The following is a 16,007-nucleotide window of genomic DNA, read 5'->3' on the forward strand; positions in this document are numbered from 1 at the left end:
AGGCAAGAGTTTTATTTCTCTCACTCAACAATTTCTTAACCGCTTACTAATTAATCAACCCGATTTTATCCAATTTCTCCGTCACGGTTTACAACTCACTACTTCCCAAACCCTGCCTTTACCAATTACCAATTACCAATCAAATTAATTTACAAGGACTTGGTAATGCTTGTTTTAGTAAAATTTCATATTCTTCACTACTAACATGATAAGCACCAAATCTGGCTAAATGAGGATTCATCATTTGCGCGTCAAATAGTAGAAATTTCCTTTCTCGTAATCTTTCTACCAATTTCACCATTGCCACTTTAGAACCTTCAGAAATATTGAAAAACATGGATTCACCAATAAAAATACCACCAATGACAATCCCTAAAATTCCCCCAGCTAATTCATCACCTTGCCAGGTTTCAAAACTATAAGCATAACCAGTTTGGTAAAGTAACCAATAAATCTTTTCTAATTCTGGAGAAATCCAAGTTGTATCGCGGTTAGCACAACCAGCAACCACACCCAAAAAGTCCCGGTTAACAGCTACTGTGAATCGTTCCTGATTAAGAACACGCTGTAATGATTTAGGATAGCGAAAGCGTTCATCTAAAGGAATTAGAGTCCGTTCGTTACTTCCATACCATCCCAAGTTATTACTCTCATCAGACATGAGAAAATAACCTTGAGCATAACCCCGAATAATAGCAGCAACATCGTATTCCATTGTCTTCTTCTGAGATTACCCACAGCAAACAAATTCTATATAAAATATACAAACAAAAATGACTCAAGCAATTCCACCCATTACCTTACCACCTTCGGAAAATCCCCAAGAAGAAGGAGAATGGTTACAACAAAACTTGTTGCATTGGCTTGATCAAGAGTTTATTCCTGAAGCAATAAATCAAAATATAGCCCAGCGGGCATCACAGATTTTTGTGAGACAACGCATGGAAGGAGAAAATGATTTAGGTTCTCTGGTAATTGCTATTGTTACAGAGATGCAATCATTTGATTTTTCTAAAAGCTTTTTTGGGGAGTTTGCGATCGCCAACGCCGTTAGCGATCTACTCTTAGATAGTCTGGGAATTGATCATTGTTGTGGTCAATAATATCTTAGTTATTGGTCATTGGTCATTGGTCATTGGTCATTGGTCATTGGTCGTTGGTTCACAGCCAATAGCCACTGACAACTAACAACTGACCACTGACAACTAACCAGTGACAACTAACCACTGACAACTAACTACCAGCTAGACTTAACAACACCGGGTAACAAACCTTCATGGGCCCATTCCCGGAGGACGTTCCGAGATAGTCCGAAATCACGGTAAAAGCCTCTAGGACGACCAGTTAACCAGCAACGGTTGTGCTTACGAGTAGGCGCACTGTTGCGGGGTAATTGTTGAATTTTGCGGTGAACTTCTAGCTTTAGCAACGGAGATGCTGCTGTTCTGAACTCTTCTAGTAGTGCTTCCCGCTTGTCAGCATACTTAGCTACCATTTTGGCGCGTTTCTTCTCGCGCTCAATCATACTCTTTTTCGCCATGAATTCCCTAATGTAATGAAAGACAGCATTCTCTATTCTACACCCTTACTCACAATTATAGGGACATGAGAAATAAATTTTCCCAACCCAATACTCCCCAATATTACTCTCTGAGACTCTGCGACTCTGCGAGAGACAAATTCATATCACACAAATCAGCCAATTCACAAAGATTACAACCAGGAGAACGAGCTTTACACACAGCCCGACCATGATAAATTAATCTAATTGACCAATTCTCCCAATGTGGTTGGGGTAATAACTTCATTAAATCTTTTTCAATTCCTACAGGTTCGGTATTTTTCGTCAACCCCAAACGCTGACTTAACCGCTTGACGTGAGTATCTACTGTCACTCCAGCATTGATACCATAAGCATGGGCTAAAACTACATTTGCAGTTTTCCGTGCTACTCCTGGCAGCTTTAATAACTCTTCCATTTTGTTGGGAACAACAGCATTGAAATCATTGACAATCATTCGACAAGAACCTTGAATATTCTTAGCTTTATTGCGATAAAAACCCGTCGAACGTACCAATTCTTCTAACTCTGTTAAATCTGCATTTGCTAAACTTTCTACATCAGGAAATCGCCCAAATAATCCAGGTGTCACTTTATTCACTCTTTCATCTGTACATTGAGCGGAAAGAATAGTTGCTACTAATAATTGTACAGGAGTTGCATAATCTAAAGAGCAAGTTGCATCAGGATAAAGATACTGAATACGGGCAAGAATTTCTAAAGCCAGTTGTTTTTTAGTTAATGATTTACGAGTCACGTCAGAGATTTTAAATTTAAGATTATTATTTGGTGTAGGGGTTTAACACTGCTAAACCCCCTACAATTACTGGATTTACAATTTCTGAAATAATTGTTGGATAAATTCCAATTGAGTTGTTTCTTTCACAATTAAGAAAATACCTAATCCTAAAAGTAACACCAAACCAGTTTGCATCACACCTTCTTGAACTTTGTTAGGTAAAGGCTTACCAAATAATCCTTCAATTAATAAAAAGGCTAATTGTCCACCATCTAAAGCGGGAAGAGGCAAAATATTAATAATTGCCAAGTTAATACTAATAATGGCCGCAAAAGAGAATAAATTGGTGCTATCACTAGCGGCTAATTGTGCGCCAATTTGGACAATTTTCACAGGTCCAGAAACTTGTCCCACAGTTTGCCCAAAATTAGTAATTAACTGCCCAAAACCTTGGAATGTCCCCACAACTAACTGTTGAAAACGATTAGCTGCAACTTTGAGAATCTCCAAAATATCTTGGGGACGGCGATAAATTGCTTTACCATTGGGACCTAATTCAATTCCCACTAGACCTTTACCATCAGCACCCTGTTTAGGAGTTAGTTTTAGGTTAGTTTGTTGGGTTTCGTGTTGAATTTTTAAGTCAATTTCCTGATTAGGATGGGTTTGAATTTCCTTTGTCAATAATGTAGTTGCGTCTTTACCTAGAGGAATTTCTTGGCCATTTACAGCCAGAATAATATCTCCTTCCCGAATTCCCGCTTGGTAAGCAACAGACTGTTCATTGACAGGTTTGACAAGGACACCGGGTTGATACTGAAATTCTTGGGGTATACCAACGATTCCCAATTGCAAAGCCAACATCAAATACGCAAAGATTAAATTTGCAATTACACCGGCACTAATGACAATAGCACGGTCTAAAACTGGGCGGTTACGCAGCAAATTGGGGTCATTGGGGGGAATTTCGCTATCTGGATCATCATCGGGAAAGCCGACAAAGCCACCCAAGGGGAAAGCGCGGATAGTGTATTCCGTTTCTGATCCTTGGTACTTTAAAAGAATCGGACCAAAACCCAAGGAGAAACGGTTAGCGTAAATACCTTGAGAACGGGCGGCTATGAAATGTCCAGACTCATGTACTAAGATCAAAATAGCCAAAACTGCGATCGCTGCTAAAACTGACATAGAGCAAATTAATCAAAATATTCGGAAATATATTCTTATTGTAGTTTGGGAATGGGCGCAGGGACTCAATCGGCTGATGTCAATTTTTCATCTGTTGTCTAATCCAATCCCGAAAGCAGCGAATCATGGCAATTTCGCCAATTTCCAGACTTTGAGTTAAAAAATGGGGAATTTCTGTAGTTAGGGGCAAATTTGCAAGGACTATTATTTGAGACATTCCCACTCTTCTGCGTTAACAATAGGACTAACAATATCACCCAATGTTTTACCTTTACCAAGGATACAATTAGGAGGAGTACGGCGTTTTTTTGCTGGTAATTGATGTTTGAGAATCAGATAAAAAAACATACTATTCATAATGAGTCCACATTCGTAAAATTTTGACCGTATTTTCAGATTCAATTACTTCATAGACTAAACGATGTTGAATATTAATCCGTCGTGAATATGCACCTTCTAAATCTCCGACTAATTTCTCATAAGGTGGGGGATTTTGAAACGGATTGATTTGAATAATATCAAGTAAGCTTTGTGCTTTATCTTTTAAATTACTTGCAGCCAATTTTTTAGCATCTTTCTGAGCTTGTTTAGTATAAACTAAATTCCAATTCACCACTCTAATTCCCCATCACATTCTGCAATCGGTGTTGCTAATCCTTCTTTAATTGATTCCCGTATTCCTGGAATAGAAAGAAGATAAAGAGTTTCTTGGATAGATTTCCAGTCTGCTTCAGATAATAAGACTGCGTTGCTATTGTCTCCGGCAATGACAATAGGTTGATGAGACTGATTGACTGAATCAATTAAATCCTGTAATTGTTGTTTTGCTTGATTAATTGAAATCATAATCTTTTTTTGAGATTACATTATAATAAATAATAGCATGAAATTTAATTTTTTGTCTGAATCAGGATGTCCAGGATTTGAGGATGTACAGAATGTTTTATTAATATTCATCTACATTTTCAGAAATTGTGCTAATTCAAATATTCCACAATATCAATATCAAATATAATCCTGTTAATCCTTTAATCGATGGATATCCTGATATGGCTTGCGCCACGCTACGCTATCAGACAGTTAAATATTAATAGAAAAAGGTGCATCATCTTGTATTAATGCACCATACAAAATTAGCGTGAGAGAACTACTTTCTTCAATGGAAGAGAAATAATCTTTCTTCCACTTGTTGCTTGTTGTTTTCTTAAATCAGCACAAATAGCAGCCAAATCATAATTAAATGACTTAGCTTGTTCATCTCTTATTTTGCGAATTTCTGCCAAAACTTCATCATTCCACATAAATTATTCTCCTAACATTTCATAAGGTGTACATATTGTTGGCAATTCATACCCTAAACTATCAGCAATCTGTGAGAGTTTTTTCTGAATATAGGGGTTAGCAATGTGCTTACAATTCCATGTTAACAGATAATCCAATCCATAGACGGTAGCTGTAGCAATGTGAACAGTATCATAAGCAGCACTGGGTGGTAAATTACTTTGTTTTTGGAATTCCTGTGCTAAATTTTGTACTGATTCTGTGATATCAAGTAAAGGAAAGTTATTTAAAACTTCTAGTCTTTTATTCACCATTTCTGCATCACCTTTTGCTACTTCTTGCAATACCAGTGGAGAAATGTAAATAGTAAAGGAGTTTCGCTGATTGTCCCACCAGTCTCTTGTTAATTCTGCATTAGCAGCAACTATCAAATTTTTACTAGGTCTTGCTGTTAAATAACCAATAATACTTGTTTCTATGTATATTGTTTTGGTCATATTATTCCAATGCGATTACTTTGGTAAATTTACTATACTGTATTCTGTTAATCCTTTTTGTCTGAATCAGGATGCTCAGGATTTGAGGATGTACAGGATGTTTTATTAACATTAATCTATATCTTCAGAAATTATGTTAATTCAAATATCCCACAATATCAAACTCAAATACAATCCTGTTAATCCTTTAATCCTGGATATCCTGATTCAGACAGTTAATTTTCTTGTCAGAATCAGGATGCTCAGGATTTGAGGATGTACAGGATGTTTTTTAATATTCATCTATATTTTCAGAAATTGCGCTAATTCAAATATTCCAGAATATCAATATCAAATATAATCCTGTTAATCCTGTAATCCTGGTTATCCTGATTCTGACAATTAAATATCAATAAAAAACGGCGCATTACATTTCATTAACTTACTCTGCCCAATTTTCTAATGAGAGTTTAGGAATGCGAGAAAATTCGCGGATATTGTTAGTAACGAGAGTAACACCTAAGCTCATTGCATGAGCAGCAATTAACATATCCATTGGTCCAATTACAAGCCCTTTTCTTTCTAAATCACTTCTAATACATCCATAAATCACTGCTGCATTTTGACTAAATTCAATAATTTCTAAAGGAAGTAAAAACTGCATTAAGGCATTTTTATTTTTCTCTTGTTGCTGACTTTTATAAACACCATATTCTAATTCAGCAACGGTAATGGAAGAAATGCCAATATCAGAAATTGACAAGGTTTGAAATCGTGCTATAACTTTTTCTAGCTTTTGCTTAATCAGATAAATACAGATGTTGGTATCGAGAAGATATTGCATTTAAAACTCCTCTCTTTTATCAATAGGAAGTTGATCTCTAGTGGTCATAAAATCATCGGAAAATTGATCTAAACTATCAATTAGAGTTTGCCAAGGATTATCTTTACTAATAAGAATAATGGCATTACCAATTTTTTTAACATAGACTTCAGTACCTGTCATTTTAAAATCTGTTGGTAATATCACCATTTGATGAGTACCGTCACTGCTAAGTTTAGCTGTATTCATGATTATTTCCTCTAATTCATGTTAGTTGCTTATGCTTTAATTGTAGCTAAAAATTGTCTGAATCAGGATGTCTAGGATTTGAGGATGTACAGGATGTTTTTTTAATATTCATCTACATTTTCTGAAATTGCATTTTGTCTGAATCAGGATGTCCAGGATTTGAGGATGTACAGGATGTTTTATTAAAATTCATATACATCTTCAGAAATCGCGCTAATTCAAATATTCCACAATATCAAACTCAAATACAATCCTGTTAATCCTTTAATCGGTGGAAATCCTGATTCTAAAATTTATACGCTACTTAGAGCTTTCACTTTTGCAATAGCACCTTCAATATCTGGCAATTTTTGACCATGTTTTTCGGCTGTTTCTAACCATAAATTTCGCACAATTATCAATTCCTGTAAGGTTTCTTCTAAAGTTTCACCCTGTGCTAAACATCCTTTTAATGCGGGAATTTCTGCTACAAAACCGCCTTCTTCACAAGGATAAACAACTATGGGATAATTCATGATTACGCTCCTTCTATTAATTCTAATACTCGTTTAACATAAACTGATTTTACCCGATTATTATGAACTGGAATTACTAAAATTGTTTCATCTTTGATAAATATGTGATGACTACCTGTAATTCTATCTAAGAAAAATTCCTCTAACTCTAAAAGTTTACGAATATCACTAAACTTTACATTGTTGGGGCTATTTTTTAATTTTTCAATTAGTTTATCTTTTTTGACCATTTTCTGCTAGTAAAAATTTTAACATGATTTGTCAGAATCAGGTGGTTATCGAGCGAAGTCGAGATAATGCTCAGGATTTGAGGATGTACAGGATGTTTTTTAATATTCATCTACATTTTCAGAAATTTCTCTAATTCAAATATCCCAGAATATCAATATCAAATATTATCCTGTTAATCCTTTAATCCTGGGTATCCTGATTCAGACAGCTAAATATTAATAAAAAACGGTGCATTACATTTCATTAACACACCCTAAAAAATGAGCGATCGCACTAACCGTTTTGTTTAGGTAGGCATTTTCGTATTTCACCAACGGTATCTATATTTCGGCAGACACCCTACCTTGAAAGTTTAATCGGCACATTAATTCTATCCCGTGCTACACAAATATTATTTTTAATAATATAACATTCCACAAAATGCGCTCCGTGAAAATCGCTTGATTCAATTTTTTCATGATTTCCACCATCATTCAGAATTTGTCCTCGAATTTGATTTCTTTTTATTGCTTCTTCTCCAACATTACGAACCTTCCATTTGACTTGAAATGGCTTTGGTACATTACAGTTAACAATATGAAATTTTAGGCTTTTACCTCGAATCAAGGGTAATCTACTTACAATCATTTCAGTTAATGAATGAGGTCTAAAACCTTTTTGTAAAACTAGGCAATCTATTTTCAAATTATATCTAATATCGATCTGAAAATAATTCTCGATAAATTCTTCAGACTCAAAGGGAAATCGAACATTGCCAAAGTGACGCTGCCAAGCTTTACAAGCATCAGCTTGGCTTGTATCCTTATGCAAGGATTTTTCCGCAGATTGAGTGAAACTAGCAAGCTGCCCTAAAAAGTAATCCTTGTTAGTTTTGCTATACTCCTCTAGTAAATTTTCATAAGCTGGAGTTGTCGGACGATAGCAAACAAAATTTCCCTCTAAACTACTCTTTATGTTTTTTAGAGTTTCATAAAGGGCTACATCATCTCGTTCATGAAAAACAATATTATTAGCCGCTAAAATTGAGAAAATCAATCCACTTGGTAATTTACTTCCTCTGGATTTTCTGTAATCACTCCAAGCTTTTAGATAACGCACAATTCGCTTCAATTGACCCTTATCGTCAGCTTGATCATTAAACCATTTGATGAATTCTCTAGGATCGCTTTTAATCCATCCTTTACTCCCATGAGCTAGATATGGAGTTTGACCTTCAATGATGTAGTAAATAGGTAGGTCAAGATGATAGTCTTCAGCATAGACAAGTCTTACACAGGTTTGCTTATCAATAGAATCTTGTTTCGTATGACCATCAATTGCTTCGTTAATCCATCGGTGAAATGTGCTAACGGACTGACTGGGTTCTGCTTCTACTTTGAAATAGATACCATCATCAATATCAAACTCTCCATCAAGTGGTTCAATAATAGTATTCATCATGAATGAACCCTGCCCATGAAACCTTGGGTGAAAGCCATTCTGTTTATATCGAAAGTACCGCCTAATCCTCTCACGAACAGCGTCACGGGATGTACGTAATGTTTTTTTTCGCTTAGATTTCAAAGCAATTAAATTGTTGAACTCCAAAAAAAATTTATGACAGTTTGCCATGTAACTACCTAATAAGATATTGTTTACGCTCTTTAAAAAATTCAGCAATTTCTGGTTTCCTACCCCAAAATAATGCCTGATCTGTCCCCATCTGTGACATCAACTGCAATGCTTCTTTGGAAGTATTATCAAGGTTAATAATTTTTGCTTGATCTGGAGATAAAGGCGCACCAGGGATACGAACATAATCAAATGGAGAATCGCAGTAATTTGCTAAACTGTCCACAAAATAACTTGTAACGTAAGCCTGACCCTCAAAAAATGTAGTGATAAGATCCTTATTCCAGTCAAGAACTGAACGATGATATTTAGAAACAAACCGTCTTCCAGGATTCGGTTCTAGAGAACCAATAGACATCACCATTAGTTTTTGAAATCTTTTACCATTGCCAACAAAGTACCGGAGAGCCTCCACTACACCAACTAAAGTTGGATTATTGGCATAAACTCCTCCATCAATAAACTGTTTTTGATCGTAAGTATCAATAGTAACTATAGGTAGGTAAGCGGGTGCTGCACTTGTGGCAAGAGCTATGTCAACATACTTTGTTTTGCTATCCCTACGTAAATTTCCTTCATTATGGTCATACTTAAAAATGAATGGTCTACCATCAGTTAAAGAAAATGCAGGTATACACAACAAACAGCGAGCATCTGCAAGTGTTCTATCTCCAAACATTTCTTGCAATGCTTTCCTCAATTCGTTGTTATCATACTTGCTTCTCAGAAAAACCTGTTTTAACAAACTTAGAAAACTATTTTGCTGCGGAAAAATTTGTTTGCCACGCCTGTAGTATAAGTTGCTAATCAGACTTACAGGTATATTTAGGGATAAACCCAGTGCAATCAACCCTCCTGTTGATGTGCCACAAATCAAGTCAAAATAATCAGCGATGTTACAATTAAATCTATCCTCAAAATGTTCTAGGATTCTGGCTGAATATAGCCCTTTAATCCCTCCTCCATCTATTGATAGGACTTTAAATGTTTTTGAATCAGAAGCAGAATCTGAGGGAGAGTTAACCATATGTTGACTGCCAGTTTTTGAGATGAAATGCAGAAACTAGCCTAAAATTTTCTAAACTTAGGCTAAATCTTGTGTTATCTCAAATTTTACCTATTGCCTCAGTATACTTATCCTAATTTCTAGGTAGGGATAACCGTACAGGCTTTACATAAGCAATGAGCTATACCAAACCTATTAGGTTTATTCTGCTTGTTATTCCTAATTTATTTAAGTTACAAAACCTCCCTACCCAAATAAACCTGCAAAACCTCCGGTACTTTAATCGTCCCGTCAGCTTGCTGATAATTCTCCAAAATCGCCGCCATAGTCCTACCTACAGCCAAACCAGAACCATTTAAAGTATGCACAAACTGCGTCCCCTTCTTACCAGCATCCTTAAATCGAATATCCGCCCTTCTCGCTTGAAAATCAACACAATTAGAACAACTAGAAATCTCTCGATACTTCCCAGCAGAAGGCAACCACACCTCTAAATCATAGGTCTTTGTTGCAGAAAAACCTAAATCAGCAGTACATAAATTAATCACCCGATAAGGCAATTTTAAAGCCTGTAAAATACTCTCTGCACTGACTAGCAAAGTCTCCAATTCATTAAAAGAACTTTCCGGTTTTACTAACTTCACCAACTCAACTTTATTGAATTGATGTAACCGAATTAAACCCCGCATATCCCTTCCATAACTTCCCGCTTCCCGCCGAAAACATGGCGTATATGCAGTATGATAAATTGGTAATTCTTCCCCGTTGATAATGTCGCCACGATACAAATTAGTTACCGGAACTTCCGCAGTAGGAATTAACCATAAATCATCTTCTGCACATTTAAAACTATCCTCTGCAAACTTGGGTAATTGTCCAGTTCCCGTTAAAGAATCAGTATTTACTAACAACGGGGGACTAACTTCAATATAGCCATTTTCAATATGTTTAGAAAGCATAAACTGAATTAATGCTCTTTCTAAACCTGCACCCGCACCTATCAAACTTACAAACCGAGTTTGGGCAATTTTTACCGCTCTTTCAAAGTTCAAAATTCCCAACTTTTCGCCGATTTCCCAATGTGGTACAATATTCGGATTTTCGGGTTTATATTCATCTCCCCATATTTTCACTTCTTGGTTATCATCTTCACTTTTACCAATGGGGGTAGAATCACTGGGAAGGTTAGGAAGTGCTAACAGTAATTGGTGAATTTGGGCTTTTAACTCCTTTTCCTGGGGTTCTAATGAGCTTAATGTGATTTTGAGGCTGTTTCCTTCATCCTTTAAAGCCAGAATTTCTGCATCTTGAGGATTAACACCAGATTTTACCTTGTGTCCCACCAGTTTACCAATTTCATTACTCCGGGCTTGGAGTTCATTGCGTTTTACTTCCAATTCCCGTTGTTGTTGACTCAAATCTAAGATAGGCTGAATCTCGTATTTACCACTACGAGTATTCAACTTTTCTTGTACTAATTGGGGATTTTCTCTAATTTGTTTAATATCCAGCATTGGTGAATTTCGTTAAGTTTTGTCAATTATACTTGATTGAGATGATTAATCGTAGGGGTTTAACAATGCTAAACCCCATATACTAATATCACATTTCTTATCTGCGTTCATCTGCGTTCATCTGCGTTTGATTATGATCAGTGGTAAAATTACCAAATATGGTTGATAATTAGTTCAGATACTCTTCTTTATTACCTAACCGTTAAGGAGTTTTCAGGAATGATGACAACTCAATCAGTTATTTTAAATATCAAAAATGTAGAGTTAAGTGATGATCAATTTTATCAATTATGTCAAATTAATGAATATTATAAATTTGAACAAACTGCTAAAGATGAATTAATTATTCTCCCTCCTTCTAATCTAATTACTGGTAATAGAGAAGCAGAATTAAATGGAAATTTGATGATTTGGAATCGTCAAACTAAGCTAGGAAAAGTATTTAGTTCTTCTACTGTTTTTACTCTACCTAATGGTGGTAAACGTTCTCCTGATGTGGCTTGGATAGCTAATGAACGTTGGGATTCTTTAACCATTCAAGAAAAAGAAAAATTTGCTAAAATTTGTCCTGATTTTGTCATAGAACTGCGTTCTCGTACTGATTCTTTAAGTCAATTACAAGAGAAAATGCAGGAATATCTGAATAGTGGTTTACGTTTAGGTTGGTTAATTGATCCTCAAAATCAACAAGTAGAAATTTACCGTCAAAATCAATCTGTAGAAATAGTATCATTACCGACAAGTTTATCGGGAGAAAATGTTTTACCAGGATTTATTTTAGAATTACCTGTTTTCAAAGATTAGGATACTACAACCACTGTCAATTATGGTTTATTAATCCGATTCATTAACCACAAAGATGCTAATAAACCTGCAAAATGCGCTGATACAGTATTTGTATTTGCCTGGACTATGAGCATATCCAAACCGCTAATAATCCGAGTTGGGTCAAATAATTGAGTAGTTGCGGCTTGAGGAGATATTGACCTAGCTACCAATGTACCAACAATCGCCTGCGCTCCCAACAGGGTGACTAATATGCCGCCTAAATTTATCCATAGTCCCAAACGTAATACTTGCAAGGTTTCCGCCTTGCGGGGACGATTACTAGCATTAGGGGATTCTAGTTTCTTGCCAATTCTGGTGTAGCGATAAGCCAAGTAAATACCAACGCCCAACAGAATTATGCCACAAATTGCTAAAAATACACCAAAGCCTGTGCCTGGATTATTATTGGGGCTGTTGGCTTTTTGACTAAAAATGCCAAATAATAAGACAATTATTCCAGAGATGACACCTAATACCAACTGAATCCAGAAACTAATCCAACCTGCTAGGCGAAATTGTTGGGCGATAGCCCGGATGTTAGATGATGGTGTTTCGGAGTTTTGTGACATATAAAAATTAAAAATTAAAAGTTAAAAACAACTTCCGTTTGTTGTCTGTTAGCTGTTACCTGTTTCCAGAATAATTGATAATGGTTTAAGTCTACTGAAAATTTCCGGCTTAAAAATTAGTTATGGATTTTACCGTTTTGCAATCTACTTTCCTGTTAACTTTCCTCTTATCAGTTGGTTTATTTTTCTTTATACGTGCTTCAACTAAAGACCGTACAGAAATGATGCGCTTGACTTCGGATCAGGACGAAAATACATTCATGACTTCATTAAAGGAGTATTTTCGCTCTCGTGCTTATCGAGTTTTAGCGGTAGACTCTGCCAAAAATCAAGTCACCTTTGAGGGATTTGTCAGCCCTAGCTGGTTTTTAACGGTATTTTTGACTGTATTAGCTGCTGTGGGTTTAGGTTGTTTGGCGTTGGTTTTATCAATGCTTTTTCCCGATTTTGGGCAGTTTTTTCTGGGAATAATCCTATTTTCGCCTTTAAGTGGGTTATTGTATTGGAAAAAATCTGGAAGAGTTGAGAAGGTGTCACTCAAGATGGAAAATATCCTGAGTGGACAAGACTTCTCAAGTATAATTACTGTGACTGCCCATAGAGATGAACTTGCTGAGTTACAAAGGGCATTACAGCTAAAGACGCTGGACACTTGATTGATTTTTGGGGATAAAAACCAGCATTCTCTACATTAATGTAGGCTTCTGACTAAAATTTTGAGTAAATCAGCAGTAGGAAGGAAGGAAAAATTCTGCTTGTGCTGTTAGTCTTCCTGATACCTGAGATTTCATAAGGAAAAATTTAAATTAGTGGACAGAGCTTGATAGTAGTCCAAATTAATGAGATCATAAATAATTCATGCTTCATTTTTTGGATGACCTTGGCTCTGTCGCTATTCTCTTGGTGTATAAGCTGATAATAAACTGATTCATCTAACCAAATTTAGTTGATGAGAAATTAATTATGCCATGACTTGAGAGAATTCATTTAAACCCTACTGGCAAATTCAACAACAAAATTAAAAAAAGGAATTTTTGAATAACCTGGTCAAAATTACCAGTTAATTATTCACAGAGTCAGAAGTAACACTTACAAGATATGATGGTCATTTGTTGTTTAGTTACTGGCAACAGCAACAGCAACAGCAACAGCAACAGGTTCTTGTGCTGTTGGTGATTCTAAAGTCCTAAGACTAGGGAACAAGAAATGATTCTCTTCTACGTATTGAGCGCCAAACAGACCTTTTTCCGCCCAGAAATAACGGTCTGTTGTATGTTCATTACGTTTTACTAGTAGCAGCGCGGGTGGCAAAATACCTTCAGCTCGAATAAATTTTCTTGCTGCTGTCACAGGTTTATCTTCGCCACTTTCAATGCTGTACTGAGGAATATGCTCAAGTATGCGCCGTCCTTCCTGCCTCCGACGACTCTTCCGCTTGCGTCTCCGTGCCAACCTATTGTCCTCCTGTTTCAAGCTATAGACTGTAGTTATGGCTACAAAATACGTCGTCATTATATAAGTTCTATCTCAAAAAATCAATAATTTTTAATGTTTTGATACAACTGAGGAAAAAACAATTAAAAATCAAGAATTAAAAATTAAAAAATCGCTGCCTTTTCAGCCATTACTTGTTACCTCTTGCCCCATTACCAGATTAAACTAGATAGCTATAAGCCTTGATTGGGGACTGGGGACTGGGGACTGGGTAATTTTCTTCTTCCTTGCTCGGTGACTCCTGACTCGGTGACTCCTGACTGAGCGCAAGCCCTGAGACCCTACGTCCTTCTTTCTTCCTCCTAGATTCCTGAACTCATGCTAATGTCTGCCAGTTCTGATTTCCTTGCTCTATGTCGAGAACAAATAGCCCTGCTAACCCAAGGAATGGGAGCATCTTTTACGGTGGTTTATTTAACACAGGAACTGGTAGAAAAGCCTATAGGTGAGGCACGACTAATTCCGGTAATGGTGTATCCAGAGACTATAGCATTAAATTCTAGTAATGAATATGGTGAACCAGAGGATAGCTATTCTGTAAGGCTTGCTCATGTTTTAGCATTCCCAAATCAGCAACCGATGTTGTTAAAACCGACTTCTGTATCTTCTCATCCGGCGGTGGAATCGGAAACAACAGAAAAACAAAATTTACACGATGAACAGGATGAATACTTACTCAGTCATAACCAAATTGTTTTACCCCTGATTTATGAGGGTGTAATGATGGGCTTATTGGTGACTGCGAGGGACGATAGGGAATGGAATCAACGGGAAGAGGGGGAAATTGAACGCATTGCCAAAACTTTAGCGATCGCTTGCATTATAGACCAGCGGAGGGCTTGGTTACAACACCAACTCCAGCAAGAACAAATTTTGCAAGAGAGACAACGGGATTTATTAGATAATCTTTTGCATCAGCTTCGTAACCCCTTAACTGCTATTCGCACCTTTGGTAAGTTACTATTTAAGCGAATGCGACCGGTTGATCCTAATCGGGAAGTAGCAACCAGTATAGTCAGGGAGAGCGATCGCTTGCAAGAACTATTGCAACAATTTGATCAGGTTATTGATTTAAATACAGCAGATTTAGCACCTCTACCTCTACCAGAATCAAAGGTTGTTATTAATGAAAATGTGCAAAAGCCAGTTAAACCTGCATTATTATTGCCCGGAACAGGAGAACAATTAACTGATTGTTGTCTAGCAGATTTATTAGCACCTTTATTAATATCGGCTCAAGCTATTTCCCAAGAAAGAAATTTACAATTAATTACGGAAATTTCCCACTATTTACCTTTAGTAAAAGTGAATGAAAAAGCATTAACAGAAGTGTTGAGTAATATTATAGATAATGCTTTGAAATATACTCCCCCCGGTGGAAAAATCTTAGTCCAATGTGGGCAACAAAAAGGAAATTTACAAGGTATTGCTATTAGTGATACAGGTCCTGGTATTCCTCCAGAAGATCTAGAACATCTTGGAGAAAGACATTATCGAGGTGTACAGGCAAAAACAGAAATACCCGGAACTGGTTTAGGAATTAGTATTGCTAAACAGTTAATAGCAGAAATGCAGGGAAGTATAGAGGTTTTCAGTCCGGCCATTCACTCAATTATCACATTACCGCATATCCCAGGAACTACATTTATAATTTGGCTACAGTCTGTTGATTAAGTAATAGAAGTTTTATATTTAATTGGATATATGCTTAGAGGGTGTTTGAAAAGTTATGGTTGATGTATCAAATATTTTTTACCCCACCCTAACCCTCCCCTTGTAAAGGGGAGGGAACTGGATTCAATGTGATGAAAATTACGGAATACCACTTTTCAAACATCCTCTTAGAGAATAAAAATAGTTTTTACATAAAAATAAAAATAAAAATAAAGCGACATTGCCCCATAATTTAGGAAACAATCGCT

General features: G+C 36.3%; 23 protein-coding genes and 1 pseudogene. 5 read left to right on the top strand and 19 right to left on the bottom strand.

Annotation, left to right across the window (positions count from 1 at the left end):
• Positions 1–7: 7 nt before the first annotated feature.
• A pseudogene (locus AN490_RS20570) lies at positions 8–124 on the top strand (ABC transporter permease); the annotation flags it as partial.
• A 15-nt stretch (positions 125–139) separates the two neighbouring features.
• Here the strand turns inward: AN490_RS20570 and aat are convergent.
• The gene (aat, locus tag AN490_RS20575; RefSeq protein ID WP_015080155.1) at positions 140–715 is read right to left on the bottom strand and encodes a leucyl/phenylalanyl-tRNA--protein transferase; all 576 of its coding nucleotides are present in this window, start codon (positions 713–715) and stop codon (positions 140–142) included.
• A gap of 58 nt (positions 716–773) precedes the next feature.
• Here aat and AN490_RS20580 point away from each other — a divergent pair, with 58 nt between their 5' ends.
• Positions 774–1,103, top strand: a complete 330-nt coding sequence (locus tag AN490_RS20580) for a hypothetical protein (protein WP_015080154.1) — start codon at positions 774–776, stop codon at positions 1,101–1,103.
• 134 nt (positions 1,104–1,237) lie between these two features.
• On the opposite strand, the gene rpsN is transcribed toward AN490_RS20580, so the two are convergent.
• From rpsN to serS, 16 genes are all read right to left on the bottom strand, one after another.
• The gene (rpsN, locus tag AN490_RS20585) at positions 1,238–1,540 is read right to left on the bottom strand and encodes a 30S ribosomal protein S14 (RefSeq protein WP_015080153.1); all 303 of its coding nucleotides are present in this window, start codon (positions 1,538–1,540) and stop codon (positions 1,238–1,240) included.
• A 103-nt stretch (positions 1,541–1,643) separates the two neighbouring features.
• On the bottom strand, positions 1,644–2,318 hold the full coding sequence (gene nth / locus AN490_RS20590) for an endonuclease III (protein WP_300006681.1): 675 nt from the start codon (positions 2,316–2,318) through the stop codon (positions 1,644–1,646).
• A 75-nt stretch (positions 2,319–2,393) separates the two neighbouring features.
• The gene (gene rseP, locus AN490_RS20595; protein WP_300006682.1) at positions 2,394–3,488 is read right to left on the bottom strand and encodes an RIP metalloprotease RseP; all 1,095 of its coding nucleotides are present in this window, start codon (positions 3,486–3,488) and stop codon (positions 2,394–2,396) included.
• A 79-nt stretch (positions 3,489–3,567) separates the two neighbouring features.
• Positions 3,568–3,705: a hypothetical protein gene (locus tag AN490_RS20600; RefSeq protein WP_271820717.1), complete on the bottom strand. Its 138-nt coding sequence runs from the start codon at positions 3,703–3,705 to the stop codon at positions 3,568–3,570.
• Positions 3,693–3,845 carry a hypothetical protein gene (locus tag AN490_RS20605; protein ID WP_300006683.1) on the bottom strand — a complete coding sequence of 51 codons (153 nt, stop codon included), beginning with the start codon at positions 3,843–3,845 and terminating at the stop codon, positions 3,693–3,695. The genes AN490_RS20600 and AN490_RS20605 overlap by 13 nt, the downstream gene beginning before the upstream one ends.
• Entirely contained in the window at positions 3,838–4,101 is a 264-nt protein-coding gene (locus AN490_RS20610; RefSeq protein ID WP_271820718.1) for a Txe/YoeB family addiction module toxin, read from the bottom strand. Before AN490_RS20610 ends, AN490_RS20605 begins: the two co-directional genes overlap by 8 nt.
• Positions 4,098–4,334 (bottom strand): type II toxin-antitoxin system Phd/YefM family antitoxin, encoded by a 237-nt coding sequence (locus AN490_RS20615; RefSeq protein WP_015080148.1) that lies wholly within the window; start codon positions 4,332–4,334, stop codon positions 4,098–4,100. Before AN490_RS20615 ends, AN490_RS20610 begins: the two co-directional genes overlap by 4 nt.
• 287 nt (positions 4,335–4,621) lie before the next feature.
• Positions 4,622–4,789 carry a hypothetical protein gene (locus AN490_RS20620; protein ID WP_168466228.1) on the bottom strand — a complete coding sequence of 56 codons (168 nt, stop codon included), beginning with the start codon at positions 4,787–4,789 and terminating at the stop codon, positions 4,622–4,624.
• Positions 4,790–4,792: 3 nt separating this feature from the next.
• A complete protein-coding gene (locus AN490_RS20625) occupies positions 4,793–5,266 on the bottom strand; it encodes a type II toxin-antitoxin system VapC family toxin (protein WP_148759972.1) in 474 nt (157 codons plus the stop codon).
• Between the two features lie 421 nt (positions 5,267–5,687).
• Positions 5,688–6,089, bottom strand: a complete 402-nt coding sequence (locus AN490_RS20630) for a type II toxin-antitoxin system VapC family toxin (protein ID WP_300006684.1) — start codon at positions 6,087–6,089, stop codon at positions 5,688–5,690.
• Complete coding sequence (vapB, locus tag AN490_RS20635) at positions 6,090–6,317, bottom strand: antitoxin (RefSeq protein WP_300006685.1); 228 nt, start codon at positions 6,315–6,317, stop codon at positions 6,090–6,092.
• 293 nt (positions 6,318–6,610) lie between these two features.
• Complete coding sequence (locus AN490_RS20640) at positions 6,611–6,832, bottom strand: type II toxin-antitoxin system HicB family antitoxin (protein ID WP_148759970.1); 222 nt, start codon at positions 6,830–6,832, stop codon at positions 6,611–6,613.
• 2 nt (positions 6,833–6,834) lie between these two features.
• Complete coding sequence (locus tag AN490_RS20645) at positions 6,835–7,062, bottom strand: type II toxin-antitoxin system HicA family toxin (protein WP_148759976.1); 228 nt, start codon at positions 7,060–7,062, stop codon at positions 6,835–6,837.
• Positions 7,063–7,402: 340 nt separating this feature from the next.
• Complete coding sequence (locus AN490_RS20650; protein ID WP_300006711.1) at positions 7,403–8,674, bottom strand: cyclic GMP-AMP synthase DncV-like nucleotidyltransferase; 1,272 nt, start codon at positions 8,672–8,674, stop codon at positions 7,403–7,405.
• 4 nt (positions 8,675–8,678) lie between these two features.
• Positions 8,679–9,701, bottom strand: coding sequence for a CBASS cGAMP-activated phospholipase (locus AN490_RS20655; protein ID WP_300006686.1), 1,023 nt, complete (start codon positions 9,699–9,701; stop codon positions 8,679–8,681).
• A 212-nt stretch (positions 9,702–9,913) separates the two neighbouring features.
• A complete protein-coding gene (serS, locus tag AN490_RS20660; RefSeq protein WP_300006687.1) occupies positions 9,914–11,194 on the bottom strand; it encodes a serine--tRNA ligase in 1,281 nt (426 codons plus the stop codon).
• Between the two features lie 219 nt (positions 11,195–11,413).
• On the opposite strand from serS, the gene AN490_RS20665 reads away from it, so the two are divergent.
• The gene (locus tag AN490_RS20665) at positions 11,414–11,998 is read left to right on the top strand and encodes a Uma2 family endonuclease (protein WP_300006688.1); all 585 of its coding nucleotides are present in this window, start codon (positions 11,414–11,416) and stop codon (positions 11,996–11,998) included.
• 20 nt (positions 11,999–12,018) lie between these two features.
• On the opposite strand, the gene AN490_RS20670 is transcribed toward AN490_RS20665, so the two are convergent.
• Positions 12,019–12,591 (bottom strand): DUF3611 family protein, encoded by a 573-nt coding sequence (locus AN490_RS20670; RefSeq protein ID WP_300006689.1) that lies wholly within the window; start codon positions 12,589–12,591, stop codon positions 12,019–12,021.
• Positions 12,592–12,713: 122 nt separating this feature from the next.
• On the opposite strand from AN490_RS20670, the gene AN490_RS20675 reads away from it, so the two are divergent.
• Positions 12,714–13,247 carry a cofactor assembly of complex C subunit B gene (locus tag AN490_RS20675; protein WP_300006690.1) on the top strand — a complete coding sequence of 178 codons (534 nt, stop codon included), beginning with the start codon at positions 12,714–12,716 and terminating at the stop codon, positions 13,245–13,247.
• Positions 13,248–13,707: 460 nt separating this feature from the next.
• On the opposite strand, the gene AN490_RS20680 is transcribed toward AN490_RS20675, so the two are convergent.
• A complete protein-coding gene (locus AN490_RS20680; RefSeq protein WP_300006691.1) occupies positions 13,708–14,043 on the bottom strand; it encodes a DUF3155 domain-containing protein in 336 nt (111 codons plus the stop codon).
• Positions 14,044–14,403: 360 nt separating this feature from the next.
• Here AN490_RS20680 and AN490_RS20685 point away from each other — a divergent pair, with 360 nt between their 5' ends.
• The gene (locus AN490_RS20685) at positions 14,404–15,759 is read left to right on the top strand and encodes a HAMP domain-containing sensor histidine kinase (RefSeq protein WP_300006692.1); all 1,356 of its coding nucleotides are present in this window, start codon (positions 14,404–14,406) and stop codon (positions 15,757–15,759) included.
• Positions 15,760–16,007 lie beyond the last annotated feature (248 nt).

The sequence above is a fragment of the Anabaena sp. AL09 genome (assembly GCF_001672255.1).
In the GTDB taxonomy this organism is placed as follows: Bacteria; Cyanobacteriota; Cyanobacteriia; order Cyanobacteriales; family Nostocaceae; genus Dolichospermum; species Dolichospermum lemmermannii.

What these genes read in the sequence shown, in the direction of transcription:
- aat (WP_015080155.1), bottom strand. Translation starts at nt 715, where the DNA reads ATGGAATACGATGTTGCTGCTATTATTCGGGGTTATGCTCAAGGTTAT.
- AN490_RS20580 (WP_015080154.1), top strand. Translation starts at nt 774, where the DNA reads ATGACTCAAGCAATTCCACCCATTACCTTACCACCTTCGGAAAATCCC.
- rpsN (WP_015080153.1), bottom strand. Translation starts at nt 1,540, where the DNA reads ATGGCGAAAAAGAGTATGATTGAGCGCGAGAAGAAACGCGCCAAAATG.
- rseP (WP_300006682.1), bottom strand. Translation starts at nt 3,488, where the DNA reads ATGTCAGTTTTAGCAGCGATCGCAGTTTTGGCTATTTTGATCTTAGTA.
- AN490_RS20600 (WP_271820717.1), bottom strand. Translation starts at nt 3,705, where the DNA reads ATGTCTCAAATAATAGTCCTTGCAAATTTGCCCCTAACTACAGAAATT.
- AN490_RS20605 (WP_300006683.1), bottom strand. Translation starts at nt 3,845, where the DNA reads ATGAATAGTATGTTTTTTTATCTGATTCTCAAACATCAATTACCAGCA.
- AN490_RS20615 (WP_015080148.1), bottom strand. Translation starts at nt 4,334, where the DNA reads ATGATTTCAATTAATCAAGCAAAACAACAATTACAGGATTTAATTGAT.
- AN490_RS20620 (WP_168466228.1), bottom strand. Translation starts at nt 4,789, where the DNA reads ATGTGGAATGATGAAGTTTTGGCAGAAATTCGCAAAATAAGAGATGAA.
- AN490_RS20625 (WP_148759972.1), bottom strand. Translation starts at nt 5,266, where the DNA reads ATGACCAAAACAATATACATAGAAACAAGTATTATTGGTTATTTAACA.
- AN490_RS20630 (WP_300006684.1), bottom strand. Translation starts at nt 6,089, where the DNA reads ATGCAATATCTTCTCGATACCAACATCTGTATTTATCTGATTAAGCAA.
- vapB (WP_300006685.1), bottom strand. Translation starts at nt 6,317, where the DNA reads ATGAATACAGCTAAACTTAGCAGTGACGGTACTCATCAAATGGTGATA.
- AN490_RS20640 (WP_148759970.1), bottom strand. Translation starts at nt 6,832, where the DNA reads ATGAATTATCCCATAGTTGTTTATCCTTGTGAAGAAGGCGGTTTTGTA.
- AN490_RS20645 (WP_148759976.1), bottom strand. Translation starts at nt 7,062, where the DNA reads ATGGTCAAAAAAGATAAACTAATTGAAAAATTAAAAAATAGCCCCAAC.
- AN490_RS20650 (WP_300006711.1), bottom strand. Translation starts at nt 8,674, where the DNA reads ATGGCAAACTGTCATAAATTTTTTTTGGAGTTCAACAATTTAATTGCT.
- AN490_RS20655 (WP_300006686.1), bottom strand. Translation starts at nt 9,701, where the DNA reads ATGGTTAACTCTCCCTCAGATTCTGCTTCTGATTCAAAAACATTTAAA.
- serS (WP_300006687.1), bottom strand. Translation starts at nt 11,194, where the DNA reads ATGCTGGATATTAAACAAATTAGAGAAAATCCCCAATTAGTACAAGAA.
- AN490_RS20665 (WP_300006688.1), top strand. Translation starts at nt 11,414, where the DNA reads ATGATGACAACTCAATCAGTTATTTTAAATATCAAAAATGTAGAGTTA.
- AN490_RS20670 (WP_300006689.1), bottom strand. Translation starts at nt 12,591, where the DNA reads ATGTCACAAAACTCCGAAACACCATCATCTAACATCCGGGCTATCGCC.
- AN490_RS20675 (WP_300006690.1), top strand. Translation starts at nt 12,714, where the DNA reads ATGGATTTTACCGTTTTGCAATCTACTTTCCTGTTAACTTTCCTCTTA.
- AN490_RS20685 (WP_300006692.1), top strand. Translation starts at nt 14,404, where the DNA reads ATGCTAATGTCTGCCAGTTCTGATTTCCTTGCTCTATGTCGAGAACAA.